The organism is Nocardioides hungaricus (genome assembly GCF_054782915.1).
On the sequence record NZ_BAAGRO010000054.1, the window covers coordinates 39,479 to 64,340 of the forward strand.

General features: G+C 66.3%; 27 protein-coding genes. 5 read left to right on the forward strand and 22 right to left on the reverse strand.

The window, feature by feature from the left end; all coding sequences use genetic code 11:
- The 19 genes from ACYVKX_RS20115 to ACYVKX_RS20205 all read right to left on the reverse strand — a co-directional run bounded on the left by ACYVKX_RS20115 (window position 1) and on the right by ACYVKX_RS20205 (window position 18,953).
- The gene (locus ACYVKX_RS20115; RefSeq protein WP_460835464.1) at window positions 1–1,314 is read right to left on the reverse strand and encodes a CpaF family protein; all 1,314 of its coding nucleotides are present in this window, start codon (window positions 1,312–1,314) and stop codon (window positions 1–3) included.
- A complete protein-coding gene (locus tag ACYVKX_RS20120) occupies window positions 1,311–2,105 on the reverse strand; it encodes a hypothetical protein (RefSeq protein WP_460835465.1) in 795 nt (264 codons plus the stop codon). Before ACYVKX_RS20120 ends, ACYVKX_RS20115 begins: the two co-directional genes overlap by 4 nt.
- 11 nt (window positions 2,106–2,116) lie before the next feature.
- A complete protein-coding gene (locus tag ACYVKX_RS20125; protein ID WP_460835466.1) occupies window positions 2,117–2,809 on the reverse strand; it encodes an SAF domain-containing protein in 693 nt (230 codons plus the stop codon).
- Entirely contained in the window at window positions 2,806–3,747 is a 942-nt protein-coding gene (locus ACYVKX_RS20130) for a hypothetical protein (protein ID WP_460835467.1), read from the reverse strand. Before ACYVKX_RS20130 ends, ACYVKX_RS20125 begins: the two co-directional genes overlap by 4 nt.
- Entirely contained in the window at window positions 3,741–4,193 is a 453-nt protein-coding gene (locus ACYVKX_RS20135; RefSeq protein ID WP_460835468.1) for a hypothetical protein, read from the reverse strand. Before ACYVKX_RS20135 ends, ACYVKX_RS20130 begins: the two co-directional genes overlap by 7 nt.
- Window positions 4,194–4,556: 363 nt before the next feature.
- The gene (locus ACYVKX_RS20140; RefSeq protein ID WP_460835469.1) at window positions 4,557–4,781 is read right to left on the reverse strand and encodes a helix-turn-helix domain-containing protein; all 225 of its coding nucleotides are present in this window, start codon (window positions 4,779–4,781) and stop codon (window positions 4,557–4,559) included.
- Between the two features lie 889 nt (window positions 4,782–5,670).
- On the reverse strand, window positions 5,671–6,384 hold the full coding sequence (locus ACYVKX_RS20145) for a FadR/GntR family transcriptional regulator (RefSeq protein WP_460835470.1): 714 nt from the start codon (window positions 6,382–6,384) through the stop codon (window positions 5,671–5,673).
- Between the two features lie 106 nt (window positions 6,385–6,490).
- Window positions 6,491–7,594: a sugar kinase gene (locus tag ACYVKX_RS20150; protein ID WP_460835471.1), complete on the reverse strand. Its 1,104-nt coding sequence runs from the start codon at window positions 7,592–7,594 to the stop codon at window positions 6,491–6,493.
- A complete protein-coding gene (gene eda, locus ACYVKX_RS20155) occupies window positions 7,582–8,259 on the reverse strand; it encodes a bifunctional 4-hydroxy-2-oxoglutarate aldolase/2-dehydro-3-deoxy-phosphogluconate aldolase (protein WP_460835472.1) in 678 nt (225 codons plus the stop codon). Before eda ends, ACYVKX_RS20150 begins: the two co-directional genes overlap by 13 nt.
- Window positions 8,256–9,377: a mandelate racemase/muconate lactonizing enzyme family protein gene (locus tag ACYVKX_RS20160; protein WP_460835473.1), complete on the reverse strand. Its 1,122-nt coding sequence runs from the start codon at window positions 9,375–9,377 to the stop codon at window positions 8,256–8,258. Before ACYVKX_RS20160 ends, eda begins: the two co-directional genes overlap by 4 nt.
- A gap of 117 nt (window positions 9,378–9,494) precedes the next feature.
- Entirely contained in the window at window positions 9,495–10,211 is a 717-nt protein-coding gene (locus ACYVKX_RS20165) for a gluconate 2-dehydrogenase subunit 3 family protein (RefSeq protein WP_460835474.1), read from the reverse strand.
- Window positions 10,212–10,234: 23 nt separating this feature from the next.
- Window positions 10,235–11,908, reverse strand: coding sequence for a GMC family oxidoreductase (locus ACYVKX_RS20170; protein ID WP_460835475.1), 1,674 nt, complete (start codon window positions 11,906–11,908; stop codon window positions 10,235–10,237).
- A 20-nt stretch (window positions 11,909–11,928) separates the two neighbouring features.
- Window positions 11,929–12,450, reverse strand: coding sequence for a type 1 glutamine amidotransferase domain-containing protein (locus ACYVKX_RS20175; RefSeq protein WP_460835476.1), 522 nt, complete (start codon window positions 12,448–12,450; stop codon window positions 11,929–11,931).
- Between the two features lie 48 nt (window positions 12,451–12,498).
- A complete protein-coding gene (locus ACYVKX_RS20180) occupies window positions 12,499–13,209 on the reverse strand; it encodes a cysteine hydrolase family protein (RefSeq protein WP_460835477.1) in 711 nt (236 codons plus the stop codon).
- An 8-nt stretch (window positions 13,210–13,217) separates the two neighbouring features.
- Window positions 13,218–13,946 (reverse strand): FadR/GntR family transcriptional regulator, encoded by a 729-nt coding sequence (locus ACYVKX_RS20185; protein ID WP_460835478.1) that lies wholly within the window; start codon window positions 13,944–13,946, stop codon window positions 13,218–13,220.
- A 101-nt stretch (window positions 13,947–14,047) separates the two neighbouring features.
- Window positions 14,048–15,178 carry a sugar ABC transporter substrate-binding protein gene (locus tag ACYVKX_RS20190; RefSeq protein WP_460835479.1) on the reverse strand — a complete coding sequence of 377 codons (1,131 nt, stop codon included), beginning with the start codon at window positions 15,176–15,178 and terminating at the stop codon, window positions 14,048–14,050.
- Window positions 15,179–15,199: 21 nt separating this feature from the next.
- A complete protein-coding gene (locus tag ACYVKX_RS20195) occupies window positions 15,200–16,300 on the reverse strand; it encodes an ABC transporter permease (protein ID WP_460835480.1) in 1,101 nt (366 codons plus the stop codon).
- 38 nt (window positions 16,301–16,338) lie between these two features.
- Complete coding sequence (locus ACYVKX_RS20200) at window positions 16,339–17,235, reverse strand: ABC transporter permease (protein WP_460835481.1); 897 nt, start codon at window positions 17,233–17,235, stop codon at window positions 16,339–16,341.
- A 122-nt stretch (window positions 17,236–17,357) separates the two neighbouring features.
- Window positions 17,358–18,953 carry a sugar ABC transporter ATP-binding protein gene (locus ACYVKX_RS20205; RefSeq protein ID WP_460835482.1) on the reverse strand — a complete coding sequence of 532 codons (1,596 nt, stop codon included), beginning with the start codon at window positions 18,951–18,953 and terminating at the stop codon, window positions 17,358–17,360.
- Window positions 18,954–19,123: 170 nt separating this feature from the next.
- Between ACYVKX_RS20205 and ACYVKX_RS20210 the strand changes: the two genes are divergently transcribed.
- From ACYVKX_RS20210 to ACYVKX_RS20230, 5 genes are all read left to right on the forward strand, one after another.
- Complete coding sequence (locus tag ACYVKX_RS20210) at window positions 19,124–20,122, forward strand: dihydroxyacetone kinase subunit DhaK (RefSeq protein WP_460835483.1); 999 nt, start codon at window positions 19,124–19,126, stop codon at window positions 20,120–20,122.
- A 1-nt stretch (window position 20,123) separates the two neighbouring features.
- Window positions 20,124–20,765: a dihydroxyacetone kinase subunit DhaL gene (gene dhaL, locus ACYVKX_RS20215; RefSeq protein ID WP_460835484.1), complete on the forward strand. Its 642-nt coding sequence runs from the start codon at window positions 20,124–20,126 to the stop codon at window positions 20,763–20,765.
- A 37-nt stretch (window positions 20,766–20,802) separates the two neighbouring features.
- The gene (locus ACYVKX_RS20220; RefSeq protein WP_460835485.1) at window positions 20,803–21,648 is read left to right on the forward strand and encodes an N-acyl homoserine lactonase family protein; all 846 of its coding nucleotides are present in this window, start codon (window positions 20,803–20,805) and stop codon (window positions 21,646–21,648) included.
- 772 nt (window positions 21,649–22,420) lie between these two features.
- Window positions 22,421–22,726 carry a tyrosine-type recombinase/integrase gene (locus ACYVKX_RS20225; protein ID WP_460835486.1) on the forward strand — a complete coding sequence of 102 codons (306 nt, stop codon included), beginning with the start codon at window positions 22,421–22,423 and terminating at the stop codon, window positions 22,724–22,726.
- A 20-nt stretch (window positions 22,727–22,746) separates the two neighbouring features.
- Window positions 22,747–23,469, forward strand: a complete 723-nt coding sequence (locus ACYVKX_RS20230) for a hypothetical protein (RefSeq protein WP_460835487.1) — start codon at window positions 22,747–22,749, stop codon at window positions 23,467–23,469.
- Window positions 23,470–23,677: 208 nt separating this feature from the next.
- Here the strand turns inward: ACYVKX_RS20230 and ACYVKX_RS20235 are convergent, their stop codons facing one another.
- From ACYVKX_RS20235 to ACYVKX_RS20245, 3 genes are read right to left on the reverse strand one after another with little or no spacing between them, the layout of a single operon-like run.
- Entirely contained in the window at window positions 23,678–23,860 is a 183-nt protein-coding gene (locus tag ACYVKX_RS20235; protein WP_460835488.1) for an Lsr2 family DNA-binding protein, read from the reverse strand.
- Window positions 23,829–24,188 carry an ERCC4 domain-containing protein gene (locus ACYVKX_RS20240; RefSeq protein ID WP_460835489.1) on the reverse strand — a complete coding sequence of 120 codons (360 nt, stop codon included), beginning with the start codon at window positions 24,186–24,188 and terminating at the stop codon, window positions 23,829–23,831. Before ACYVKX_RS20240 ends, ACYVKX_RS20235 begins: the two co-directional genes overlap by 32 nt.
- Window positions 24,124–24,651, reverse strand: a complete 528-nt coding sequence (locus ACYVKX_RS20245; protein ID WP_460835490.1) for a hypothetical protein — start codon at window positions 24,649–24,651, stop codon at window positions 24,124–24,126. Before ACYVKX_RS20245 ends, ACYVKX_RS20240 begins: the two co-directional genes overlap by 65 nt.
- Window positions 24,652–24,862 lie beyond the last annotated feature (211 nt).

A 24,862-nucleotide genomic window follows, 5' to 3' on the forward strand; every position in this document is an offset into this window, starting at 1 on the left:
TCACGACCACCCGCCCGGGTCGGGCTGCCAACCCACGGCGACAAGCTCGTCCTGAGCCCGCACCTGTACGCCGTGGCGTCGTACGACGTCGCCGTACGCATCCGGGCCCCACAGCTCGTTCGTCTGGAGCTGGCCGTCGTCGCTGATCCCGGCGACTTCACGGATCGACTCGACGATCCGCCGTTGGCCGTCTTCCCCGCGCACTCGGCGGATGAACACGACGAAGTCCAGTGCCGTCGCGACCAGCCGGACGGTCGCCTCCCACGGCAGCCGCTCGGGCGCCTGTATGGCGTACGTCGCGATCTTGTGGACGACGTCGGACGACGAGTTCGCGTGGATCGTGGACAGCGAGCCGTCGTTGCCCTGGGTCATCGCGTTGAGCATCGTGACGACCTCGTCACCCAGGACCTCTCCGACGATCACGCGGGAGGGATTCATGCGCAGCGTGTCGCGTACGAGCTCGGCCATCGTGACCGCACCGGCGCCCTCGGTGTTGGGCAGGCGCTCCTCGAAGGCGATCGCGTTGGGGTGGTGCTCGACGTCCTCGTCCAGGCCGAGCTCGAGGGATCGCTCGACGGTGAGGATGCGCTCGTCGGGACCGATCTCGGAGGCGAGCGCGCGGAGAAGGGTCGTCTTTCCGGCGCTTGTGGCGCCGGCGACCATGACGTTCTTGCGTGCCCTGACCAGCGCCGAGAGGAACTCGCCCATCTCCACGTCGATCGTCTCCAGGCCGATCAGGTCCTTGAGAGTGACCCGGGGATGGCGGTGGCGTCGGATCGAAACGACCGGCTGCTTCGTCACGGACTGGACGGCGTAGAGCCGTGAGCCATCCGGGAGCCGCAGGTTGACGCGGACGTTCGCGACGTCGAAGGCACGCGCAGAGAGTCCCTCGTGCGCGGCGAGCGTCTGGATCGTCTCGACGAGCTCCTCATCGGACCCTGCGATCGGTCGCACCTTCGCCGTCGTCCCGTCGGCGTACTCCACGTAGACGTGCTGGAAGCCGTTGATGTCGATGTTCTCGACGTTCTCGTCATCAAGCAGCGCTTGCAGACTGCCAGCTCCGAAGAGGCGGGACTCCAGCGCTTCGACGAGATCCTGCCGCGCCTCCCATGTGATGGGCTCAGAGCCCGACTCGACGAGGTTCGACTCGTAGTCGCCGACAACTTTCTGGACGAGCGCCTTGCCGTGCTGAACCGCGTCGGGGCCGGTAAGCATTGGAAGGTTGGCGCTCCGCCGCCGCAGGATCTCCTCCTGCCGGAGCCGTCCGAGCTCCCCTTGGAGGCGCTTGATCAGCGCGTAATCGAGGTCGGTCATGATCCCGCCTTAGATGCGGAACCGGAAGTCGCGTGGACTGGCGCCTTCGCGATGCGCTCGATCTGGCTCACGACTGTGCGCGCCGACCGCATGAGCGCCGTCCGTGCCAGTCGGCCGCCGGGTTCCTCGCCCGCCTGGAGGCGTCGTACGGCGGAGGGATCGTGCGCGAGGAAACCGGCGTCCACGAGGAACGGCCGGACCGGCGTCTCGGCGAGGACCGCACCCAAGTCGGCGACGTCCGCTGGTCCGTGACGGCTCGTCGAGACGAGCAGCGGGAACAGCCGGGGAGCCGTGCCCCTCATCCGCGCGAGATCGGTCGCGGCTCGAATCAGCCGCTCCCGAACCCGTACCACTGACGGCATGTCAGGTCGTGACACGACGACGACCAGGTCGGCGCGGGCCGCGACGGCGACCGTCGCGGACGCGGCATGGAGGTGCCCGAGGTCGGCGAACACCGGCAGGGTGCTCTGGCTGAGGGCGTCGGCCAGCGGCGCCCAGTCGCCGATGTTCGCGAACTGCTCGGCCAAGGCAGGCCCGGGTATCACCGTGGTCGTCGAGTTGAGGACGTGGCTGTGATTGGCCACTGCGGCCGTCCGGTCCGCGCCTCGGGAGGCGGTCACGACCGACAAGACGGTCGGGGTCTCGGGGAGGACCAACCCCTTCGGCCGGAGCCGGATCGCGAGATCGCCCCCGGCCGGACTTGCCTCGACGACGACCGCGGGCCCGGGCCATGCCGAGGCGATCGCAAGCGCCGACGTGGTCACCCCGGGGGCGCCCTTGTCCCCGCACATAGCAATCAACATCAGCCGTCACCCCCGATCGGCGCCTGGACCAGGGCGACGCGTCCCGCCGCGACGTACGCCGTGACCCGCTCGGCGACCGACTCCGGGACGACGAGCGCCAGGCGCGTCCCGGCTCCCTCGACGACTTCGGCCGATGCGACTGTGGCCTGTGGCGCCAGTACCGTAGGGTCGTCCAACTCAGCGGGCGAGCTCGGGTCGCCGGCAGGTGGAACGGCGAGGACCACGACCACATCGCCCGGGACCAGGCCACTCGGAGCACGCGTGGCGTCCAGCTGCAAGCCGACCACTCGCTCGCCCGGTCCGGGGAGCGGCTTGGACGTGACCATGTCGGGCGTCAGGATCTGACCTTCCACGAGACCGACTGCGGCGGTCGACCCGATGACGGTCTGGGCATCCTCTGAGTTGATCGTCGAGTGGACTCCGGCGACCTCGACGACCTGCAAGTCGTCCTTGGCGATGACAACCCCTGCCGGAACCGGGTGAGCGATCGCGAGGACGGCCTCCCGGTCGCTCTTCTGCTGCCAGAACCACCCGGCGAGCAGGACGGCCATGACGACGAACAGCACGGCCCCGGCCCACTGCCCGTAACGCCGGGGCACCCGTGGCAGGTCGTGTCCAAGGGACTTCGGACGGGGTTTGGTGGTGCGCGGCTGCTGGTCGGCCGACGTGCGCGACCCGGTATCAGTCGTCATCGGACCACCACCGTCTGCCGCTGGAGCACGCGCAGCGTGCTAGTTCCGGCTGGCGCGTCGACCAGGCCAAGGTCACCGCCAGTCGTCGGGCAGGCCCCTGCGCAGGTCCACGTCACCTGGTAGCGAATGGTCGCCGAGATCGCGAAGCTCCCGTCCGGCTGGTCGACCGAGCTGGTCTCGTACGTGTAGCCGCAGGTCGTGGTCGCGGCGTCGGACATGCCCTGCTCCCATGGCTTGCCGGGGTCATAGCAAGTGATCGACGACGGTCCCAGGTTCCACACGATCTGCGAGGGCGCGGCCGTGACGGTCACGGTTGTCGCCCCCGCGTTGACCGACTTGGTGAGCGTGCGCCACTGGCCGTCAGGGACCCAGAGCCAGTTCTCAACACCGACGTAGGTCTCCGACGGCGACGCGGGAGCGGTGTGTACCTCCGCCTGCGCCAGTGGCATGAGGCCCAAGGCCGTTGAGGCGAGTTGCTCCGGCGTCGGCGGCCCCGGCTCCGCACCCGGTGCCGTCCAGATGATCTGGACGTTGCAGGTGGTCGACGAACCGGCGGACTCACAGCTCGTGCACTGCCATAGGGATCCGTCGGTGTGGCCCTGCCAGGCCGGCGTGCCGGGCGGAGCGTCGTACGGCGACGCGTAGCACTGGTAGCCCGACCACCAGTAGCCGTCGTCGGTCTGGCACGGCACCTGCGTGCCGTCGGACTTGTAGCACCCAGCCGGTGCCTGCCCGCCGTCTCCTGGCTCTCCGGGTTCGCCCGGCTGCCCGGGCTCGCCCGGGTCCGTGACGACAACGCAGATCACGCCGGACCCCACGCTCACGGGATTGGTACCCGGAGGGCAGGGCGAGTCGCCCTCGGCTGCGGCCCTCGGCACCATGACGACCAGCGGCAGCAACAGCGCAGCCACCGACGTGCCAAGAGTCCGGGTCAGCATGTCGAGCCCTGCTCCGCGATCCCCGAGCGCCACCGGTCCTCGCCGCGCCGCTTCTCGAGCCGGACGTTGTAGACGTGCGGGTCCTTGAACTGCGGCTGGTTGACCTTCTGGCCGTTCTGCTCCACGACGCGGCCCGACTCGTCGAGGCACCTGCGAAGAACGACGACGTCCCCCTTCGGTCCGCCCAGCTCGATCGACTTCGGCTTCGTCCAGACGGTCTTCGTCGAGCCGGTGACGGTGACGTTGTTGTTCGCGATCTGGGCGAGGTTGCCCCACGCGGTCGACCAGTCGACGGCGTACCGCTGGTAGAAGCGCTTCGCGGCAACGGTCGTCTCGCCGGTGGCGTAGAACTCGTCGTTCCGCCGCGTGAACGCGTCGTACTCGGTCACCGCGGTCTCGTACGCCGCACGCTCCTGCTCGCTGTAGCCGGCGAGTTCGGGCGGCACAGACGTCGTCGACGCCGTGGGCGCCGACGAAGTCGACGAAGGGCTGTCAGTTGGAGCCGGCGAGGCCCCGCCATCGCTACAGGCAGCGCAAGTGACCACCAGGAAGGTCGCGAGCCACAGCCGAGATCGCAACATTCCAGGCTCCTCCGAGTTGGCGCGCGGCGATGTTGGTTCATCGACCATACGCCGCAGGCGGCCTGCTCGGACAGACCGCATCTTCCGCCACATGCGGCACACCGCGATCCGCCTCCTCTCGGTTCCGACTCTTCAAGCGCATGAAGTTGCGCGAATGGACACGGAACCCAGCGTGACCTCCGAGTCCGTCGTCGGCAGCCAGCTCTCCCGTCGCCTGTGGACAAGGAGTCAGGAAGCGCGGGCTGGGGAGTGCCTTGGCGCGGGCAGCCTGAGGTTGGGGCGGGTGTCGTCGAGCTCGGCCATGAAGCGCTCGAGCTCGTCGCTCGGCACGCGGCGGGCGCGGCCGACCTTCACCGATCGCAGTTGGCCGCTAGCCATCAGCTCGTACACCTTCGTCTGGCCGACGGAAAGCCGCTCCATGACGTCGGGGATCTTCAGCAGGACGGTCTCCATGTCCATCTCCTAGGCTCTTGGATCCTCCTTCAAGCGCGCCGGGCCCATCGAACAGACATCCTGGGGAAGTGAGACCGTCACGCGTTCTGCGTGACCCGCCGGTCGATCGCCTCGGATGAGCAAGGATCTGTTTCGCAACCGGATCGTCACGCGGAGCGTGACCAGAACGGGATCGGTATCCAGACGAGCGGCTGCACGTTCGTCTTGACTCGCATTACGCAGATCGCTACCGGTCTCCGTGCGACGACGATCGTCGTTCGAGCTTTCAATTCCCGCTGTTCACGTCAAGCGTCAGGACCGTCCGCCGGCCGAACACGCCACGCTTCAGCTCAGTTGGACGAAGGGTTCGAACCACTCATCTCACGGTCGCGTGGACGCCGGCTGTTCGCCCGCAGGCGCTCAAGAGGGCGCGGCAGTCATGGGGCACCTTCGTCTTCGCCACGGTCGCCACCCCGTCCACCGACCCGTTCACCATGTGCTTCCTGGCGCCCCAATGTTGCTGCTCTTCCTCGTCGCCGAGGTCACCGCCCGGTTCGTCGACCGTTCCCGCGGCCACAACCGGATCGGCACCAACCGGTGGGGCGGCGACGAAACCTCCCCATCTGAGGATGGTCCTGGACGCCCTCCGGGGGTCTGGCCGTCTCGCAACCGGCGTCCAGGCGCAATGCTTGGAACGACAGCAGAGCGGAGGGTGCACTGAGCTCTTGCGGCGCCAGACATGTTCTCGTGCTTCGCGCAGTGACACGCGACGTTCAGTTTGGTCGGGCGACTGGCATGGCGCGGGCCTGACTCTCCCGCCCACGTCGCGGGCGAAAGTATTCAGGTCAGCACGGCGAGGTTGGGCGGCGGTCGCCGCGGGGCGGTGGTGCTGGCTGCTGGTCCGTTGGACTCAGTCCAGAGAGCTCGCTTCGATGGCGAGGTCGCGTTCTGCTGATCGAAGGTGCTCAAGCGCCGCTTGGCGAGCGCCCTCGGCGTCACTCTGGGTGATGGCGTTCAAGATCTGTTGGTGGCCTTCGCAGGCGCGTTCCATCCGCCCGGGGATCTCGATCACCTTCTCGGAGTAGATCGCGTGATGCGGTCCGATCTGCTCGTACAGGCGGCGCAAGAGCCTGTTGTTCGACGCCTGTGCGATCCGGTTGTGGAACTCGAAGTCGAGGCGCACGAACTCCGCGCCGTCAATTCCGGGAGCCTTGGACCGCTCGAAGATCTCTCGGATCTCGCTGAGGTCGGACTTGGTGCGGCGGTCGGCGGCCATGGCCGCGGCCCGCGGTTCCAGTGCGTAGCGGACCTCGAATAGCTCCAGCGCGGTGACGTCACCAGCTGTGAGCATGAGGATCCGCCCTGCCGCCTGAGGGGGCGGGTAGACGGCGAACGTCCCGACGCCCTGGTTCTTCACGACGATCCCGAGGGTCTCAAGCTTGCTGACGGCCTCACGCATCGTGCCTCGACCGACACCGAACTGCTCGGCCAGCTCACGCTCGGCCGGCAGCCGGCCGCTGTCACCGAAGTGCCCCTTCTGGATGAGCTCTTCGAGCTGAGCAGCCACGGCGTCGGCTAGCTTCAGCTGCCTAACGGGCTCGATTCCGACCTGCGCATCAGGCACACGAACTCCTTGAGATGACCGGGGAGGCCGCCGACTCCTACTTTGCGATCCTGCCCGCGACGGATCCGGACCCAACGCGAGACGTTCGGACGAGTATATCGACCCCTCACCGCTGAACCCGGGCGCTGGCGCCGTCGGCAAGGCGCCATACCTCCGCAGCGGTCGCCATGGAGGTGTCGCCCGGGGTAGTCATCGCGAGAGCACCGTGTGCGGCGCCCAGCTCCACGGCTACCTGGAGCGGCTCGGCACTGAGTAGGCCGTAGATCAACCCTGATGCAAAACTGTCGCCGCCTCCGACTCGGTCGAATATCTCCATTTCTTTCCAACGTCGCGACGCCACCAGGCCGGTTTCCCTGGACCATGCAATTGCCGACCAGTCATTACGACTTGCTGACGAGACGCCCCGGAGGGTGGTGGCGATTACTTGGAGGTTCGGAAATTCGGAAACGACGTCGTTGATCATGCTCAGAAATGCGCCGTGGTCGAGGTTCGTGAAATCTGGGTCGACGCCTGAAACTTCGAATCCCAGGGACTCGATGAAGTCTTCTTCGTTGCCGATCATGACGTCGACTAAAGGCGCGAGCTTCCGGTTGATCTTCTGGGCGGTGTCGCGGCCGCCGATGCCCCTCCAGAGGCTGGGTCGGAAGTTGAGGTCGTAGGAGATGAGGGTCCCGTGGCGGCGGGCGGCCAACATGGCTTCTTCCGCGACCTCGGGGCTGGTGGCCGATAGCCCTGCGAAGATCCCACCGGTGTGCAGCCACCGCACGCCGAGCGTCCCGAAGATGTGGTCCCAATCGATGTCTCCGTCGGCGAGCTGGCTGACCGCAGTATGGCCGCGGTCAGAGACGCCGAGGGCACCCCTGACTCCGAAGCCGCGTTCGGTGAAGTTCAGCCCGTTGCGGACCCGTCGTCCGACGCCGTCGTACTCGAGCCAACGCACGAGGCTGGCGTCCACGCCTCCCTGGGAGATCAGGTCTTCGATGAGGCGACCGACCTCGTTGTCCGCCAGCGCGGTCACCACCGCGGTCCGCAGACCGAAGACCTTATGGAGTCCGCGCACCACGTTGTACTCGCCGCCGCCTTCCCATGCGTCGAACTTGCGGGTCGTCCTGATCCGCCGGTCGCCGGGGTCGAGGCGAAGCATCACCTCGCCCAGCGCCAGTGCGTCGTAGCGGGCGTCGCCAGGGCTCTTGATCTTCAACTCGTCCACGCGCCTTCTTTGAATCGACCCAAGGAGGGATCGGCTGCGGTGACTGCGCGGGCCGCGCGGCGGGTCACCTCGTCGTAGTCGCCTTGTTCGAGGATCTCGGGTGTCGCGATCCAGGTACCGCCGACCGCGGCGACCGATCCGATTGCGAAGTACTCAGCGCAGTTGCTCTCGGTAATGCCACCAGTGGGGATGAAGGTCGCGGTGCCGAACGGCGCGCTCAGGGCTTTCAGCGCTGGGACTCCCCCCAGCGCTTGAGCTGGGAAGAACTTCAGCTCGTTCAGTCCGTGGGCGAGCGCCGTCGAGATCTCGGTTGGGGTTGCTACGCCGGGGAAGTAGGGGAGGTTGAGGTCGGCGCATGCAACGGCAACGGGGAGGCTGAAGCCGGGGCTCACCATGAAGCGGGCGCCGGCTGCGGCCGCCGCGCGGGCCTGGTCTGCGGTCAGCACCGTTCCAGCCCCAACAGCGAAGTCGGGATCGTCGGCCATCAGCTCGATGGCGGCAAGCGCCGTCGAGGTCCGAAGGGTCACTTCGGCACAGGTGAGCCCACCAGCTTGCAGTGCCGGGCGCAGAGATATGGCGTCTGCGGGATCGCGGAGGACGAGTACTGGCAGGACCCGTTGGGGCGCGAGCTGCGTGATCGATACTGTCTTGGACACGGTCGTCATTCCTGCGCACCGATGGTGACGCTGAACCTCTCGATGGCGCCGTCGGCGATGGCAACCCCGATTCCCGCGCCGTCGTTGGCCCAGAGTCGTCCGTCCTCGACGACGAGCGGGTTTTCGAGGAAGCCCTCCCATCCGAGCCCCCCGTAGGCGTCGACCTCGATGAGGGGAGCGTTCTCGCAGCTGAGGATCACCTGGAGTCCGGCGGCCAAGCCGATCCCGGTCCCCGAGGAGCAGCCGATATGCGGCACGCACTGCAGGTTCCAGGCGCTGGCCATGTCGGCGACTCGCTTGAGCTCTGAGATGCCGCCAACGCTCGCGGCGTCGGGTTGAACGATGTCGAATGGCAGTTCTGACATCAGGTCGACGTACTCGTACCGCGTCAGGAGAGACTCCCCGCCTGCCAGCGGGATGTCGACCCGGTCGGCCAGCCAGGCATGAGCGGAGACATAGGTCGAGAGGGACCGGGAGAGAATCGGTTCTTCGAGCCACGCGACCTGTAGCTGGTGCAGTTCCCTGGCGAGGGCGAGGGCTCCTCGTCGGTCATAAGCCATGTTTGCGTCGACCATCAGGTCCACGTCGGGGCCTACGGCGCTACGAACGGAGGCGACCAGGTCAACTGCCTCCTTCAGGTCGCCCGCGACACGAAGCTTGATGGCGGTGTAGCCGGCCTCGGCTGCGGCGAGCGCCTCGGTCACCGACTTCTCGGTGTCCTTCAACGACGGCGCGAAGTAGGCCCTGACGGAGGGCTTGTAGGTGCCGAGCAGCCGGTGCACCGGCTGCTCGGTGATCTTGCCCAGCAAGTCCCACAACGCCATGTCGATGCCACTGAGCGCGTAGGTCTCGACTCCGCGCCTTCCCCACATGTGCGTCGAGCGCATCATGTCGTGCCACAGGGCCGAGATGTCTCGCGGGTCGCGGCCAGTGACCATGGGGCCCAGCTGGTTGTTGACCAGCGGCCCGACGATGGGGAAGTACTCCGCGGAGAACCCTGCCTCCCCGATGCCTACGAGGCCGTCGCTGGTGGTGACTTCGACGAGAATGCCGCCCTTGGTGCTGACCGACATCGCTCCCCATCGGAGGTTCTCCTCGAGTGGCAGCCCGACCGGGCGAGCCTTCACACTTTCAATCTTCATACCTTGGTCCACCGTTCGACGTGCTGCGGTTCATTGCAGGTTTGTAGGGCCTCGGGCTCGCGGGCGAGAGAGGGCCGCCCGAGCGGCCAGATGTCGCTCTGCCTAGCTCGGGATCTCCCACTCGGTTTGGACCTTCAGGTGGGGAATGAGGTCGGCCCAGTCGTACTCCTGGACGAAGAAGGAGTCGGTCGAGTAGGTGCCGTCCATCGTGTCCTTCAGGCTCGCCGGTCCTTCGAAGCCGATTACCCGCCAGCCTTCACGGTTCTTGTTGCCGCCATAGACGGGGTCGGCGTAGAACCCCTGCTTGACGTGCAGGCAGAGGGCGTCGAAGAACGCGAGTCCGTCATCGGTGGTGAACTGGGTGAACGTGCTTGCCGGCTCCGTGGTCCCGAGCGTCACCGGCCCGGGCTTCGGTCGCCCGGAGAGCATCTCGAGCGCCCGGTCCTGCTCGGCATCGGCGAGCGCAGTGAAGCAGTTGCCGAATTCGGAAGTGCAGAGCGCGTCGAGCTGGGCCAGCCCCTCGCGGTAGGTGCGCTGCATGTCCGTGATCCGCGACCGCCACGCGTTCGCGTAGTGGCCGTCGATCTGCAGGAACCCGCTACCGTCCGCGGACGCGAAGATGTAGTTGATCCCCGACAGGTACCGGTCGATGAAGACCACCACGCGGGCTTCCCGGGCGCCGGGATCGTGGTCGGTGGGGATGATGCGTGCCGAGAGAGCCTCGACGGTGTCCCACTCGTGGCGGGTGAAGAAGAGCCGCTCGTTGGAGTCGGGGTCGACCGGCTCGAGGACTGTCTTCCAGTCTGCCTTGGAACTCATGTAAGTGCCTCCGTTCAGGATCGTCAGGCGTGGGCGCCGGCGAGACGCTCGACCCGGCCCGTCAGGTAGTTCTCAGCGATGTACTCGCAGCTGCGCCAGGCGTTGGCCATCATCGCCAGCGTCGGGTTGACGCCGAGCGAGGTCGGGAAGCCCGATCCGTCCACCACGAACACGTTGTCGATGTCGTGGGTCTGGCACCACTCGTTGAGTACCGAGGTGCTGGGGTCGAATCCCATCCGCGCGGTGCCGTGCTGGTGGCAGGTGTTGCCCGTGACCTGGTCCAGGTAGACCGGGATGGTCTTGCGGGCGCCAGCGGTCTCGAGGATCTCGATGTTCTTGTCGACCTGCCATTTGCCCATTGCCCTGTCGTTCTCGTGCGCGCGGTGGGTGATGCGCGCCACGGGCAGGCCCATGAAGTCCTTGTGGGTCGGGTCGAGGTCCACTCGGTTCCGCTCCTGGGGCATGTCGTGGAGGATCAGGCCGATCTTCATCGCGTAGTTGAAGAAGGTCCGGTCCGCGTCCTTGAACGCCTGCCCCCAGGTGGGTCGGCCGGGGAACACCATGTTGATCGGGTGGCAGGTCTGGGAAGAGGACACGATGCAGCCGCCGATGTGGCCACGGCTCTCGTCGGTCTCGTAGAAGTCCATCGTGCCGCCGCTGATGTAGTTGCCTGTCCAGCCGTACAGCGGGTCGTCGATCTCGTTGTCGAAGAAGCCGATGGCGAAGAGGTACTCGTGGAAGGTCGCGTTCTTCCCCACCAGACCGGAGGAGTTCGCCAGCCCGTCGGGGAACTGCGATGACTTGGAGAGCAGCATCAACCGAGCTGTTTCGATCGCCCCCATGGCCAGCACAACGACGCGTGCATCCTGCTCGAACTCTGCACCGGAGTCGTCGACGTAGACCACGCCGGTCGCCTTGCCGTCCTTGCCGACCTTGACTTCGCGGACGAAGCAGTCGGAGCGTAGTTCGAAGTTCCCCGTCGCCAGTGCTTCGGGGATGAAGGTCGTCGCCGTGTTCGAGCGGGCGCCGCTGGGGTCGCCGTACTGGTTCCAGAAGCTGGTCCGGTTGAAGGGCTGGCGTCCCTTGTGCTCGTTGGTGACCATCGCGTGCGGGATGGGGAAGGCGTTGATCCCCATCTGGTTGGCGGCCGTGTAGAACTTCTTGCCCCATCGCGTCGGCGGCAGCGGCTGGCTGGGGAAGGGCTTGCTGCGGAAGCCCTCGCCCTTGTCGGCGCCGGCGATGCCGGCCACGCCGAACTCCCACTCGACCTTGGTCAGGTAGGGCTCGAGGTGCTCGTACTGGAAGGGCCAGTCCGCCAGGCTCATCCCGTCGATGTCGCCGTGCAGGGTTCGCTGGAGGAAGTCGGAAGGCCTGGGGCGGGGGACCCAGCCGGCCCAGTGGTTGGTCCCACCGCCGACGAGCTGAGGCGTCATCGAGAAGGGATAGGGCTGGGCCACTTCGTCGTCCTCGACGCGCCGCGTTCGCGGGGTCAGCTTGGCGTCGGGCCACATGTAGCTTCGGTTGACGAACTTCAGCTCGTCGCCCGAGAAGTGCTCGTTGTGCCGCAAGAAGGGGCCACGCTCGAGCCCGACGACCTTGAGGCCCGCTTCGCTCAGCACCTTGGCGGCGGTTCCGCCGCTGGCGCCGAGTCCAACGATGACCACGTCGACCGGGTCGGGCTTCTTGTGTTCAGCCATGAGTTGTCACTCCCGTCGCATCAGTCGAAGTAGGCAACGATTGCCTTGAGGAAGTCGGGCAGGTCCGGAGGCGTCCGGGCGGTGATGATGTGCCCGTCGACGACGGCCGGCTCATCGGAAACCCAGGTCGCGCCCGCGTTGACGAGGTCATCCTCGATGGGCGCGTAACCGGTGACGCGGCGCCCGCGGACCGCGTCTGCGGAGGCGAGGATCCACCCTCCGTGGCAGATGGATGCGGTCATCTTGCCCTGGGCCGCGATGTCACGGACGAGGTCGATCATCGGGCGGTGTAGCCGCATGTTGTCTGGCGCGAATCCTCCGGGGACCACCACGCCATCAAAGTCGTCTGCGGTGACCTCCCCCGGCGAGGTGTCGGCCTCCATGGGGTAGTGCTCCTTGCTGGAGAACGACTCCTTCTCGCCGTTTCCCACGACCGTGACCACTGCTCCGGCCTCGATGAGCCGGAGATAGGGGTACCAGCCCTCGAGGATCTGGTAGTCGTCCTCGATCATGAGGGCGATGCGCTTGCCTTGAATGCTCACGTCAGTTCCAACCTGTCAGTTGATTCGGCAGCGGGCCTGCCGGCCGGGTTACTTCAGCTTCTCGATCAGCTCGGTGCTCAGGAGCACGTCGCCGTAGTTCATCTGGATATTGCGCAGCGCCTCCCAGTGCTGGCCGTAGCCCAGGGGCTGGTCCTCGTTGGGAGCCGGAACCGCGGTCGTGGTGTCGGCGACGCAGACGATCTTGTAGTTCTTGTTCCAGCCGTCGATTGCCGTCGAGTGCATGCAGTTGGCCGAGGTGACGCCGATGATGATCAGGGTGTCGCGGTCGTTCTCGCGGAGGTACTCCTCCAGGGGGGTGTTGTAGAAGCTGCTGAAGCGGTGCTTGTACATGACCGGCTCGCCGTCGAGGGGCTTCATCTCCGGGTGCAGGAGGTCATCTCCCGTGGGGTTGCCCCAGCTGGCCGGAGAGGTCGGCGCGCCGCAGTCGAGGCCGGGCCACTTGGCCTTCGCCAGGCCGGCATCCATGCCGTCGGGACGCAGTCCCCACAGCGACCAGACCACAGGGATGCCCTTGTCGCGGCAGGCCTCGAGAACTCGCTTGATGGGCTCGATCGTGTCCTTGCCCTCCGGGGCGCCGCCAACGGACTGGACGTAGGCGGCGCCGCTCTCGCTAACGATCAGGTTCTGCACGTCGAGCACCAGCAGCATGGTGCGGGCCGGGTCGATCGTGGGGGCGACCCACGCGCCGCGCGGGAGGACGTCGTCGATGTGGTCGTAGGTGAAGTCGAGCGATGACATGGGGGTTCCTATCGGTTGTTGGTTGACTCGGATTCTTCGACGGCGGTGACCAGATCCTCCTCGGCTGCGAGGAGGTGGTCGAGCGCCTGCTTTCTGGCCTCGGCGGTGTTCCGTTGCGACACGGCCGCCAGGATCCGGTGGTGTCCCTCTTGCGCCCTTGAGCGCCGTTCGGGTAGTGCGATGACTTTCGCCGAGTAGATGGCGTGGTGCGGTTCGAGCTGCTGATACATCTGGGTCAGGAGGCTGTTCTTTGCGGCGTGCGCGACCATCGAGTGGAATTCGAAGTCGAGACGCACGAACTCGTCGTCGGCCAGGTGTGGCCGCGTGGAGTGGTCCAGCAGGGTCCTGAGCTCCTTGAGGTCTGCGGAAGTCCTTCGCTGGGCACTCAACGCTGCGGCGAGGGGTTCGAGCGTGTAGCGGACCTCGAAGAGTTCCAGGGCTGAGACGTCGCCTGCGGTCAGTAGTCCCATCCGGGTGGGGGTGGCGCCGGTAACCGCGAAGGTTCCGACTCCGTGTGAGCGGGTGATGATGCCGAGCGCTTCCAGCTTGCGGATCGCCTCGCGCATGCTGCCGCGCCCGACGGTGAACTGCTCAGCAAGCTCCCTCTCTGAAGGCAACCTCCCATCGGCTCCAAAGTGGCCGGAGCTGATCAGCGCCTCGAGCTGGGCGGCGACGGCGTCGGAGAGGCGGAGCTGCCTGACCGGAACGATGCCGGCTGGTGCCTCGTCCGACGTCATGTGCTTCACCTCCTGCGGCTCGGGTCTTTGGGTTGGCTGGGTTCGGTGGAGACGGTCGGCACCGGCTCGACGTGGTGGCCGGTGCCGACCGGGTCTGGGGGTTAGGAGCCGTACTTCTTGGGGACGTTGAGGGCCCACTTGGTGTAGGCCCGGTGCCAGTCGACGTTCGACTTGTCGACGACCTGGGTGGGGTTGTTGATGATCTGGGTGACGGTCTTCCCGAGTACCGCGGTGGCGAAGATCGCTTCGATCAGGTTCTGGCCCTGGTCGACGCCTCCGATGTCGACGGTGGCGGTGAGCTTGCCTGCGCTGATCTGGTCGTAGCCCGAAACAAGGCCATCCGCGCCGATGGTCAGGATCCCGCCCGAGCCATCCCAGTGCTTGAGGCCGGCCTGGTCGATGGCCTGGGATGCGCCCAGTGCCATTTCCTCGTTCTCCCCATAGATCGCATTGACGTCGTTGTTCTTGGTGAGGAGGTCCTGCGCGGCGGCAAAGCCCTTGTCACGGACATAGCCGCCGTCGGCCTGCCCCACCACCTTGATTCCGGGGTTCTCGGCGAGTGCCTTGTCGAAGCCGATCTTGCGGCCTCGCGTCCAATCGGATCCGGAGGGGCCCCAGATCTGGAGGATGTTGCCGGCGCCGCCGAGCTTGTCAGCGATGTACTTGCCGGCCAGGTAGCCAGACTGCCACCGGTTGTCATATCCGACGTTGGTGACGGTCCGCAGTTCCTCGGGCGGGTAGAGCTCAGCCGGCTGGTTGAACTGGTAGATCTTCACGCCCTTGTCCATGGCGTCCTGGTAGAGATCCTGAACGGTGGCGAAGTTGGCGCCGGTGCATACCGCGATGGCGTCGAACTTGCGAGATACCCACGACTGGACGATGCCCAGGGTGCCCTGGACGGCGTTGAAGTCACCGACCGGCGCCTGTCGCTCCCACACCCACTTGCAACCGAACCGCTGCTCGTACTCGTACATCTTCTGCCACGCCGCGTGCTCGATCTGGGTGAAGTTCTCCGACAGAACCGGAGGCGTGAAGCCGACCTTGATCTCGCGACCGGCCACCACCTTCTTGATTGCGTCGTCATAGCTGGCCGCGCTTCCGCTGCCGACGGCACCTGGGGCGCTGCCACCGCCGGCGGTGCAACCGGTCAGGGCTGCCACGCCGATGCCAGCGCCGACCAGGCCACTGGTGCGCAGCACGCCCCGGCGAGACATTCCACCGTTCTGGTTCATATCCGGGCTCCTTCTTGTTCTTCACGCGATGGTTTCGGGACGGCGCTGGGGCGCCGGGGCGTCGTTCTGGGCGCCGGTGTCTTGAGTCGGTGCGGTGTGGTGAACCCGAGAGTCCCGAGAAGCAAGGGGTGCGGCCTTTGGCTTCGTGTACTTGGCGAGCGCAGTGCTCCCTGAGCGCGCGCGAAGCACGGTCCAGGCCTGGTTTGCCGCAACGGCCAGGATGAGGACGAGGCCGGTGACCACGGCCTGCCAGCTCGACTCCACGCCGGTCAGGTTGATGATGTTGCGGGTCATGGTGAGGGTCAGTGCTCCGACGAGCGCCCCAAAGACATGGCCCTTGCCGCCGGTGAGCGGGGCGCCACCGATCACGGCGGCCGCGATGGCGGTGATCTCGTACCCGTTGCCGATCAGCGGCGGGACGGTGGTGGTTCGACCGGCGATGTGGATGCCGGCAATCGCGGCCATCAGACCGCTGATGACGTAGGAGGCGATCTTGACCCGGTCGACTCGGACGCCGGCATGGAGAGCGCCGGTGGGGGAGCTCCCCACGGCGTACAGCATGACGCCGAATCTGGTGCGACCCAGGAGCAGTGCGACCGCCGCGGCGATGATCACGACCAAGATCATGGGGAAGGTGAGCGGGCCAGCGATCCGGGTGAGGCCGCCGATGTAGTAGTAGGTGTCGTTCATGTAGCCGAGGATCGGGACCCCGGCGGTCCAGTAGAGAAGGACTCCGCCGACGATTCCCATCGTCGCCAGGGTGGCGATGAAGTCGGGGATCCCGAGCTTGGTGATGAGTACGCCGTTGACCAACCCGATTCCAGCTCCGACGCCGAGCGCGGCGAGGAACGCGACGGGCATGGACTGGCCGTAGGCCAAGAGGTTGGCTGCCACCCCGGCGCACAGGCCCATGACCGCGCCGACTGACAGGTCCAGGCCGCCGGCGATGAGGACCACGGTCATGCCGATGGCCAGAAAGCTGACGGTCATCATCGTGTTGATGATGTTGGTGATGTTGCCCCCGGTGGCGAAGGTGGGCTCGTGGATGGACATCACGATCGAGGCGAGGACCAGCAAGCTGAGGATGCCGATCGACGGGTCGGCCAGGATGCGGCGGCGCATGGCGTCGCTAGCGACGCGCGACGAGGTGGACTGGCGGTTCACTGGACTCGACCCCCCTGAATGGCTGCGGGTTGGGGTTTGGGTGAGGCAGATGAGCCCAGTGACAGGGCGAGGCGGTAGGCGCTCCGGTCGATGATGACCCCGACGAGGATGCAGACGCCGATGATGATGGAGAACACCAGCGGGTCCACGCCCATGAGCCGGAACCCCTGCTTCAGGGTCGCGAGCAGCAGCCCCCCGGCGGCTGCCTGCCAGATGGCCCCGCGGCCACCAGCGAGGCTGACGCCGCCGAGCACCGCGGCAGCGATCGCCGTGAGCTCGTACCCACCCGCCATCCCGGGCTGTACGGAGTTGAGGCGAGAAGCGAGCAGCACGCCGCCGAAGCCGGCGAGGCTCCCGGAGATCACGTAACACCACGCTTTGACTCGGCCAGCATTGATGCCGGCCACCAGCGCCGGAGCCGTGCCAGTTCCGACCGCGCGGACTCTGCGGCCGAAGGTGGTCCTGGCCAGCACCAGCTGCAGTCCGACGATAGTGAAGCCGGCCAGGATAAGTGCGCTGGTCACCGACAGGACCGACGTGTTGGCGATCGCGAGGTAGCGGGCGTCCTGGGTTCCGGTGATCTGGACGTAGTCGGTGAGGACCACGAGCAGGCCTGCGGCGATGTTGAGCGTCCCCAGCGTGACGATGAAGTCGTTGAGCTTGAGCTTGACGATGACGAGTCCGTTGAGGATCCCGAACGCGGTCCCCGTGCCGACTCCGACGATGACGGCTACTGCGGTGTTGGCGCCGTGCATCGAGGCGAGCAGCGATGTGCCTGCACTCAGCCCGAGAACAGAGCCTACCGAGAGGTCGATCCCACCGGCGATGATCACCAGAGCCGTGCCGGCGGTGATGATGAAGATCGGGACTTCCTCGTTGAGGTAGTAGCGCATGGCCTCGCCGTCGATGAACGCCGGGACGGTGGCCGTGAAGTAGACCGTGACAGCCACGAGCGCTGTGACGATCGGGAGTCCCTCGATTCCCAAGACGCGGGAGAGTCGCGTTCGCGTGGTGCTCATTTCGCTGCCCTCGATGCGCGGTCGATGATGAAGTGTTTGGTGGCTTCGATACCGTCCTGTGCGACTCGCTGGGCAACGTCGGGGACCTCGCCGACCAGGGAGCCTCGGTTGAGGACGATCACTCGGTCGCTGAGACTGATGAGTTCAGAGAATTCCGAGGCGATCAGGATGACCGCGGTGCCGGCTTCCATGAGCTCTCGGATGAGCCGGTGCACCTCAGCCTTGGCGTGCACATCGATGCCTTGAGTGGGCTCATCGAAGATGAGGATCGATGGCTGGGTGTTGAGGCATCGGGCGATGATCGCCTTCTGCTGGTTGCCGCCGCTGAGGTTGCGGACCTTCTCTCGAGTGCTCGGCGTCTTGATGCCGAGCTGCTGTACGAAGGACCTCGCCATCGTCCGTTCCCGCCGGCGACTCAGGACCCCGCCGACGGAGACGGTGCCGAGCCGTGAGATGGAGATGGTCTCCCCGACCGAGAACTCGGCGAGGACGGCCAGCTGCTTGCGGTCCTCGGGCACCATGGCCAGGCCTGCCCGATACGCTTTCCCCGGGTGGTTCAGCTTCCGAAGCTTCCCGTCGATCTCGATCCGCCCCGAGCTCGTCTTGTCCAGACCCATCAAGGCCCTGACGAGCTCTGTTCGTCCGGCTCCGGCCAGGCCGGCGATGCCGAGGACCTCGCCGGGGTAGAGGTCGAACGAGATGTCTCGGAGCACGCCGGGCCGAGAGATGTTGGTGGCCCGCAGGCGAGGGGTCTCCTCGCGGGCGAGCTGACCGGATCGGTGGGTCACCGGAGCAGCGAGGAGTTCAGCGGCCTCCCCACCGAACATCCAGGAGACGAGTTGACGCTGATCCACTGACGCCACGTGAGCCGTGGTGACGGTCTTCCCGTCACGCATGACCGTCGCCACGTCCGCCAGGCCGAACAGTTCGTCAAGGTGGTGGGTCACCCAGATCAGTGCGACGCCGCGGTGCTGGAGGCCCCGCATGTGGTCAAACAGGAGCGCCTTCTCGTGCTCCTCCAGTCCCGAGGTCGGTTCGTCGAGGATGAGGATCTTGGGGCCGGCGGCGAGCGCCTTGACGATCTCGATGGCTCGCTTCTTCAGCGCGCCGAACTCCCCCACCGGTCGCCACAGCTCGGCTCCGGTGATTCCGAACTCCGCGGCCAGCGGGGCGACGTGCTTGGCGATCTGGCGCCGGTTGACCAGAACGCCCGCGCGACCACCCAGGGCCGCCTCGTTGCCCAAGAAGATGTTCTCGAGCACCGTCAGGTCCGGGAGCGTGGATAGTTCCTGGTGGATCGTGACGATCCCGAGCTTGTGTGCCTGCCGAGGGTGTTCGACGCTGACGCGCTGCCCGTCGAGCTGGATCGTGCCGGCGTCGGGATTCACGATGCCCGAGAGCACGTTCAGGAGCGTGGACTTGCCGGCGCCGTTGCCGCCGAGCAGGGCGTGGATCTCCCCCCGGTTGACCGTCAGGGTCGCACCGTCGAGGGCCTGCACCCCGAGGTAGCGCTTCGAGATCGCCGTCATCTCCAGGAGTGGGGCGGCCGCCGTCGTCGGCTCCTGCCCCAACGGTGCAGACGTGGTCTCCATCCGTCTCTCCCTTCGCCAACGTCCTGGTCGGAGCCACCCGCGTCCTGTCGTGTCATCTTGTGATCAGGTGGTAGGACCAATATCATGTGGGCTGCGCCACACCCTGTCAAGAGGAAGTTCCACCGACTTCTCGTTCAGGGCCCACCACCGCAGACGAAGGGACCGACGCGATGCAGAAGCTCATGAACGCACCGGAGACAGCTGTGACCGACTACCTGACCGGCCTTGCCGCCGCTCATCCGGATCTCATCGAGTTCCGGGTCGAGGATCGGATCGTGACCCGAGCGAGTCCCTGGCGAGCGGGGAAGGTCGGCCTGATCTCCGGTGGCGGGTCAGGCTGCGAACCGCTGCACGCTGGCTACGTCGGTCCGGGGATGTTGGATGCGGCGTGCCCAGGCGAGGTCTTCACGTCGCCCGTTCCGTCTCAGATCATCGCTGCCGCCTGCGCCGCTGATCGAGGTCGCGGAGTCCTCTTCGTCATCAAGAACTTCGGGGGCGAGGTGATGAACTTCGGGCTGGCAGCGGAAATCTTGACCCGGCAAGGGATGCACATCGAGAAGGTGCTCGTCGACGACGACGCCTCCTTCCCACCAGGCCGAGAGGCTCAGCGCCGCGGCCTGGGCGCGACCGTCATGGTAGAGAAGATCGCCGGTGCGGCCGCCGAGCAGGGGCGACCGATCGATGACGTCGCCCAGCTGGCGCGGCGAACCGTCTCCCAGTGCCGAACCTTCGGCGTCGCCCTCAGCTCGTGCACCCCCCCACGGCTGGGGCGGCCCACTTTCGACCTCCCCCCAGGCCAGTACGAGGTCGGCGTCGGCCTTGGTGGCGACCGGGGGCAGGCGCGCGACGACTTGCCGCCGGCCCGCCAAGTCGCCGACGTCCTCCTCGCCAACACCACCGCGGAGCTCAACATCACCAAGGGCACCCGCGTCATCACCATGCTGAGCGGGCTCGGATCGACGCCCCAAATCGAGCTCTTCGGCCTCTACGGTCAAGTCCACGAGAGCCTGGTGAACACCGGCGCGATTGTAGAGCGATCGCTGGTCGGCAACTACCTCACGTCACTGGATTCGTTGGGCGTACTGCTGACAGTGCTCGTCGTTGACGACGAGCTCCTCGACCTCTGGGATCAGCCGGTCCACACCCCGACGCTGCGATGGGGGGCATGAGATGGCCAGCGAGCTCTCCCTCGGCGACCTTCGTGCCTGGCTCGACCACTTCGGCGCCGCCGTTCTCGCCCAAGAAGAAGCCCTCAACGAGCTGGACTCCGCCACCGGCGACGGCGAGCACGGCTCCAACCTGGCGCGAGGTGTAGACGCCATGCAACGCGCGCTCGACGAGGCCTCCTTCGCCGACGCACAATCGCTCCTCTATACCGTCGGCATGGCCATCGTCAACTCCGTTGGGGGCGCGAGCGGCGCCCTGTACGGCACCGTCTTCCTCAGGCTCAGCGACGTCGGCGCCGGCACCACTCATCTGGACTTGGGGCGGTTAACCAACGGATTCGCCTCAGCAGCCGCTGGCATCAGCGAACTTGGCAGGACTCAGCCAGGCGACAAGACCCTCCTCGACGCGATCCACCCGGCCGTACAAGCCCTCCAGGGCTCACTGGCAGCGAACTCAGATCTTGGTACCGCAGCTCAGGCAGCCGCTCTGGCAGCCGAAGCGGGGCGCGACTCAACTGCCGACATGCCAGCTCGTGTCGGACGAGGCAGCTACCTGGGCGAGCGAAGCCTCGGCCACATCGACGCCGGCGCCACCTCCATGGCGCAACTATTCCGGTCGCTGCAAGCAACCACCGCTACGAACTAGCACCGCCTGGCAGGCCGATGCGAAAGGGGCAAACGACATGAAGACATCGATCACATCCCTGCACCTCCTCGACGGCGGCACACTCGACGTGGAGTCGAGCGTCGTGATCCCAGGCAGAAGCCACGGGAGCCGGCTCACCGTCCCGGTGCAGATGTTCCTTGTGGGGACCAACCAGGGCTACGTCCTGGTCGACACAGGAAACGACCCCCGCGTCATCGACCAGCCGGACGCGGCATGGGGCAAGGAGCTGGCCGACAGCACCCGGCCCCACATGGAGCCCCGCCACCACTTAGTCGAGCAGCTCAGACTCGTCGGCCTGTCCCCCGACGACATCAGATTCGTCGTCTACACGCACCTGCACCACGACCATGCCGGGGGCGGCCAGCTGTTCCCCGACGCCGCTCACATCGTTCAACGCACGGAACATCGATGGGCACATTGCCCGGATCCTCCCGCCGCCGGCGGATACGTTGCCACCGATATCGCCGGGCCCAGATCCTGGCGACTAGCCGACGGCGACTGCCACGCCTTTCCTGGTTTCTCCTTGATCTTCACCCCCGGCCATACCCCCGGGCACCAGTCGATCGTGCTGTGGGAGGTCCCCGACCTCGGCAACATTATCCTCGCCGGCGATGCCATCAACACCCACGAGAACATCGACTGCGACCTCCCTCCCGGCATCACCACTGACGCGCTAGCGGCGTCATTCTCGATGCGCCGGCTCACCGCACTCGCCGACGCAACAGACGCCGTCATCGTCGCCGGCCACGACATGGAGCAGTTCCGAGCAATGGCGAAGGCACCGCACCGTCTGCAGAGGACCGCGGACTGGCCCGAACCCGCCGTGCGGGTTCACTCGGGCGGGCCTGAGCCCGCGGCTTAACCCCAGCGTCCGAACGACACCTACGCCCTCGGGATCCAAAGCAACGTACCCGATGCGCTACCAGTTGCGCTACGCCGCCGAAGAGCGCACAAGCCGAGCGGCCGGCCACCTCGGTAGGCGCGAGGAGTGTCAGATACTGAACCGCCCCCAACCAGACGTGCACATCTCCCAGCTGTCAATGGCCACGGCGTGGTGGGCAAGCAGGCCAACTCGCAGCAGTCTCACCTCACGGTGCGAGACGAGCTTGTCCCACACAGCGAACGTCAACTGACGAACTTGCAGGCCAAAGAGCCGCAGCGTCGCCCGTTCGCATGAGCCGTTCCCGTATAGCCCGTGCGCAGCGCTTCCTGGTGATCGGGGCCCTTGCAGGTGAGCTCGGCGCGCCAGAAACCGGCCTGCGGCAGCCTTACCACCTCACCGAGTGCCTCACAGAGCACCAGAAGGTGCCTCACAAACGACCGATCGCATGGCGGCGTCTGCTGACATCCTGCTGACATTCGGACCCGGACAAGCAGCAGAGGCGGCCTCAGGATCTCTCCGGAAACCGCCTCTGAGCTGCGCATTTACGCTTTGTAGCGGGGGCAGGATTTGAACCTGCGACCTCTGGGATACACCCGTAGTGCACTGAGCGCTTGCCGTTGTTTGACACAGTTCGACGCTTCTGGGGGCTGACCTGCGCAAACGTCACACGCACGACTTCACCGTTTGACACCGGTCGACTCGGTTCGCGGCCAAATCCGCCCACTTTCCGCCCACCCTCAAGTCTCCAGCCGTGCACAGGCAGGACGACCTGCTCTTCCCCACCAAGGCCGGTACACCGATTTCTCGGAACACCTTCCGCACCCGGATTTGGCTACCCGCCGTCAAAGCCTCCGGCGTCGACTTCCCGGTCCGCGTCCACGACCTGCGCCACGCACACGCCTCCTGGCTCCTCGCCGGCGGCGCCGACTTCATGTCGGTGATGGAACGCACGGGCCACGCCCAGATCCAAACCACCCAGAAATACCTGCACACCCTCCCCGACACCGACCAACGCAACCTCGACGCCCTCACCCGCGTCCAGAGCCGTCAGCCCTAACCTCCGTCAAGTTGGATCTCATGCGAATCGTCGACGTAGGAGTCGCGTCGCCCGGCCCACTCGTGCCCCAATTGAACCTGGACAAGACTCCGGCACTGCGCGATGACGAGAGGTTCCTCGGCCACCTGACCGGTGAAGGAGTGTGTCAGTATCGACCTTGGCCCGCCGCGCCAGCCGAGGACGTATCACCCATGTGGGGCCACACCACGTTCTACTTCACCCCGGACAGGTTGATCTACGTCTGTCCCAACTTCGTGGCAGCGGAGCAAGCCCGCGATTACGTGTCGAACCGCGAGTCCTTTGGGGGACTCGCAGTCGGACTTGCTGCAAGCTATCTCTCCCAATCGAAGAACAACGCGAGGGCACAACGGGCTGTTACCGGGAAGGCTCTGGCCGGGCAGCTTCCCTGGGAGTACCTAAGCGAGATCCAGGTGATCCCTGGTCCCGCGGAGCATGGTGGTGCCTTCTTCTCTTTCTACGTGCTTGCCGGCGACGCGTGCTACTGCCTCACTCTCTACATGCCACGGGCGGATCTGAGTTGGGCTCGTCAGCAGGCTGAGTGGTGCTTGAAGGTCGCCCTCCATCAGAGGTTGCTCTTACTCGGCGACGGGGTGCTTCCGACGGAACGGGCGGTGATCCAAAGCATGCTGGAGAATCCCCGGCCCGACTTCGGGACGGACGGCTCACTGAGTTACCTCGCGCCTGTGGCGCTCGACGGCGGCCACGCGTTGACACTCCTGTAGTCATCGGGAAGACGTACATGATGCTGGGCGTAAGTGCGATCCTTTGCGACTGTCTGAACCAACGGGCGAAACCGCCCTCTGACCTGCAGCGATGCCGCCCAAGATGTCTGAGGTCGCCAGCACACCGCTGTGAGCGTTTGCGAATCAGAGCGAGCCCATTCCGAGCCCTCGTGTCAGCGGGCAACGACGGTCGCAAACGACCGCATCTTCAGATCGCGCCGCGGGCGCGGGCTTCGAGGTACTGATCCATCACCGCCATGGGTATCCGGCCGCGGTCGGAGACGACGATGTCGTGCGCGGACGCCCAGCGACGTACGTCAGAGGGCGCGGGCGGCGCTGGCACGAGCGCAGGCGCCGATTCAAGGCCGCGTACGGCGAGGCCACCGACCACCTCGGAGAGCCGACACGAGCAGCGGCCAGGAGCCGATAGGTGTCCACTCCTGGGCGAGCTTGCGGATTTCGCAGAAGACGATCGGCACGGTCGGGAACCGGATCTGGCACTCGGCAATCCCGTCAGCCACGACACTGGGCCTGACGCGGTCGAGCTTGAAGACCTGCGAGTAGCGCTCCTCGACCACCACTGCAGCCCGCGGGATCGCGGCCAGTTCGGTGAGCTGGAAATTCAGCTTGCCGGTGGTCAGCGAGGTTACGAGGTCAGCCAGCGACTTGCGGCTCCACCGTCGCCTGCAACATCCCGTCGACGACGAGTCCGTAGTCACCGGCCTTGAGCGGCTCGCGGCGAGTCGTCGCCTGACGGTCGGCGAAGGTGAACGGGTAGCGCTCGCGGATGTCGACCGCGATCTCCAGGTCCGCGACTCCACTGGCGCGGGCACCCGGAAGACAAACCGCGGGGCGCGCTTGCTTGGACGTGCGCGCGGTCTGCCAGAAGATCATCTGCCGCCCGCGACCATTGGTGATGATGATCTGGGAGCGGTTCTCCCGCCCGCGATCGAGCACGAGGTCGATGGCCGCGCCCCGTCGAACGCAGGACCGCACCGCCGCCCGCTCGACGATCTCGGCGTCAACCGGCCGCTCCTCGACCCGGTGGCAGTAGACCTTGCCGGTGCGCGGCCAGGCGTCCTTCGCCTTGAGGATGATCCCGTCCCCGAGCGGGACCCGGAGCAGGTACGCGAGCGTCGATCCGGGTTCGGTGCTGCGCGCGATGACGAAGTCCTCCGGCATGCCTACAACTCCCCCGCCGTAGCGAGACGATCGAGCGAGTTCTCCGCATCGGGCACCTCGAGCAGCAGCGCGCGATCCCTCCTGGCCGCGGCAACCATCACCTAAGTCGATCCTGAGTCTCAGCGACGGCTGAAGTGGGCACCCGAGCAATAGTCAATACCTGTGGACGGCGTGTTCACGCGACCTGCTGCTCACCTCCTGATTCGTCGGC

What these genes read in the sequence shown, in the direction of transcription:
- ACYVKX_RS20115 (WP_460835464.1), bottom strand. Translation starts at nt 1,314, where the DNA reads ATGACCGACCTCGATTACGCGCTGATCAAGCGCCTCCAAGGGGAGCTC.
- ACYVKX_RS20120 (WP_460835465.1), bottom strand. Translation starts at nt 2,105, where the DNA reads ATGTGCGGGGACAAGGGCGCCCCCGGGGTGACCACGTCGGCGCTTGCG.
- ACYVKX_RS20125 (WP_460835466.1), bottom strand. Translation starts at nt 2,809, where the DNA reads ATGACGACTGATACCGGGTCGCGCACGTCGGCCGACCAGCAGCCGCGC.
- ACYVKX_RS20130 (WP_460835467.1), bottom strand. Translation starts at nt 3,747, where the DNA reads ATGCTGACCCGGACTCTTGGCACGTCGGTGGCTGCGCTGTTGCTGCCG.
- ACYVKX_RS20140 (WP_460835469.1), bottom strand. Translation starts at nt 4,781, where the DNA reads ATGGAGACCGTCCTGCTGAAGATCCCCGACGTCATGGAGCGGCTTTCC.
- eda (WP_460835472.1), bottom strand. Translation starts at nt 8,259, where the DNA reads ATGACGACCGTGTCCAAGACAGTATCGATCACGCAGCTCGCGCCCCAA.
- ACYVKX_RS20165 (WP_460835474.1), bottom strand. Translation starts at nt 10,211, where the DNA reads ATGAGTTCCAAGGCAGACTGGAAGACAGTCCTCGAGCCGGTCGACCCC.
- ACYVKX_RS20170 (WP_460835475.1), bottom strand. Translation starts at nt 11,908, where the DNA reads ATGGCTGAACACAAGAAGCCCGACCCGGTCGACGTGGTCATCGTTGGA.
- ACYVKX_RS20180 (WP_460835477.1), bottom strand. Translation starts at nt 13,209, where the DNA reads ATGTCATCGCTCGACTTCACCTACGACCACATCGACGACGTCCTCCCG.
- ACYVKX_RS20185 (WP_460835478.1), bottom strand. Translation starts at nt 13,946, where the DNA reads ATGACGTCGGACGAGGCACCAGCCGGCATCGTTCCGGTCAGGCAGCTC.
- ACYVKX_RS20190 (WP_460835479.1), bottom strand. Translation starts at nt 15,178, where the DNA reads ATGAACCAGAACGGTGGAATGTCTCGCCGGGGCGTGCTGCGCACCAGT.
- ACYVKX_RS20195 (WP_460835480.1), bottom strand. Translation starts at nt 16,300, where the DNA reads ATGCGCCGCCGCATCCTGGCCGACCCGTCGATCGGCATCCTCAGCTTG.
- ACYVKX_RS20200 (WP_460835481.1), bottom strand. Translation starts at nt 17,235, where the DNA reads ATGCGCTACTACCTCAACGAGGAAGTCCCGATCTTCATCATCACCGCC.
- ACYVKX_RS20205 (WP_460835482.1), bottom strand. Translation starts at nt 18,953, where the DNA reads ATGGAGACCACGTCTGCACCGTTGGGGCAGGAGCCGACGACGGCGGCC.
- ACYVKX_RS20210 (WP_460835483.1), top strand. Translation starts at nt 19,124, where the DNA reads ATGCAGAAGCTCATGAACGCACCGGAGACAGCTGTGACCGACTACCTG.
- dhaL (WP_460835484.1), top strand. Translation starts at nt 20,124, where the DNA reads ATGGCCAGCGAGCTCTCCCTCGGCGACCTTCGTGCCTGGCTCGACCAC.
- ACYVKX_RS20220 (WP_460835485.1), top strand. Translation starts at nt 20,803, where the DNA reads ATGAAGACATCGATCACATCCCTGCACCTCCTCGACGGCGGCACACTC.
- ACYVKX_RS20230 (WP_460835487.1), top strand. Translation starts at nt 22,747, where the DNA reads ATGCGAATCGTCGACGTAGGAGTCGCGTCGCCCGGCCCACTCGTGCCC.
- ACYVKX_RS20245 (WP_460835490.1), bottom strand. Translation starts at nt 24,651, where the DNA reads ATGCCGGAGGACTTCGTCATCGCGCGCAGCACCGAACCCGGATCGACG.